The sequence below is a fragment of the Streptomyces poriferorum genome, assembly GCF_019399235.1.
Taxonomy (GTDB): domain Bacteria; phylum Actinomycetota; class Actinomycetes; order Streptomycetales; family Streptomycetaceae; genus Streptomyces; species Streptomyces poriferorum.
Genome location: NZ_JAELVH010000533.1, coordinates 1 through 1,552 on the forward strand (window position 1 = coordinate 1; position 1,552 = coordinate 1,552).

The following is a 1,552-nucleotide window of genomic DNA, read 5'->3' on the forward strand; positions in this document are numbered from 1 at the left end:
GGCCTGGGGCGCGGCCGGGGCGTGGGCCTGCGGTACGACCGGGGCGTGGGCCAGGGCCTCGGGCCCGGGGACGTACCCCATCGAGGGCCCCGGTCCGGTGGTGGCGAAGGACGCGCCCCGCTCCAGCCGGTCGAGCCTGGCCTGGAGGGAACGCTCGTCGTCGAAGGCCGCGGGCAGCAGCACCCGGGCGCAGATCAGCTCGACCTGAAGCCGGGGCGAGGTCGCGCCCCGCATCTCCGTGAGTCCCTCGTTGACCAGGTCGGCCGCGCGGCTGAGCTCGGCGGCGCCGAAGACGGACGCCTGGGCCTGCATCCGCTCGACGACGTCTGCCGGTGCGTCGATGAGGCCCTTCTCCCCGGCGTCCGGCACGGCGGCCAGGATCACCAGGTCGCGCAACCGCTCCAGGAGGTCGGCGACGAACCGGCGCGGGTCGTTGCCGCCCTCGATCACCCGGTCCACGACCTCGAAGGCGGCGGCACCGTCGCCCGCGGCGAAGGCGTCCACGATCGAGTCGAGCAGGGAACCGTCCGTATAACCGAGCAGGGACGTCGCCATGGCGTACGTCACACCGTCGTCGGCGGCACCGGCCAGCAGCTGGTCCATGACCGACATGGAGTCACGCACGGATCCGGCACCGGCCCGCACGACGAGCGGGAGCACCCCGTCCTCGACGTAGCTGTTCTCCTTGCCGCATACCTCGGCGAGGTACTCGCGCAGCGTCCCGGGCGGCACGAGCCGGAACGGGTAGTGATGGGTGCGCGACCGGATGGTGCCGATGACCTTCTCGGGCTCGGTGGTCGCGAAGATGAACTTGAGGTGCTCCGGCGGCTCCTCGACCACCTTCAGCAGGGCGTTGAACCCCGCCGAGGTGACCATGTGCGCCTCGTCGATGATGTAGATCTTGTAACGACTCGAAGCGGGCCCGAAGAACGCCTTCTCCCGTAGATCACGGGCATCGTCCACACCACCGTGCGAGGCGGCGTCGATCTCGATCACATCGATCGATCCCGGCCCGTTGCGCGCGAGGTCCTGGCAGGACTGGCACTCCCCGCAGGGCGTGGGCGTGGGCCCCTGCTCACAGTTCAGACAGCGCGCGAGGATGCGCGCGCTGGTCGTCTTGCCGCAGCCTCGCGGACCACTGAACAGGTACGCGTGATTGACCCGGTTGTTCCGCAGGGCCTGCTGCAGCGGGTCAGTGACATGCTCCTGACCGATGACTTCGGCGAACGACTCGGGGCGGTAGCGGCGGTACAGCGCAAGGGACGACACACATACGAGGTTATCGGGGCGGACTGACAACCGGCCCCGGACCGGGCACTCCGCCGGCTGCGGGAAACGTCACCACAGAGATTCCGGACGCCCGGAGCCCTTGCCACGACCGGAAGTCCTTGCCACAAGCGGGGCCGGACAACGCAAGGGCCCCCCACGCACCCGCCAGAGCCAACTTACCCTTGCTGCCTTCCGGCCCTGGGGGAGTTCAGTCAGATAGCGCCACGTGAGGGGCTGACGCCCACCTTAGCCGATCCCCACCCCCGCAAGTCCACCTCCCCCA

Annotated in this window: 1 protein-coding gene and 1 other RNA gene; both read right to left on the reverse strand. The window is 69.9% G+C overall.

Annotated elements, in window-relative coordinates:
* The coding region (locus JGS39_RS39375) for a DNA polymerase III subunit gamma and tau (RefSeq protein ID WP_219574566.1) at positions 1-1,269 on the reverse strand (1,269 nt) is incomplete at its 3' end.
* Positions 1,270-1,412: 143 nt separating this feature from the next.
* Positions 1,413-1,507, reverse strand: an RNA gene (ffs, locus tag JGS39_RS39380) — signal recognition particle sRNA small type.
* Positions 1,508-1,552 lie beyond the last annotated feature (45 nt).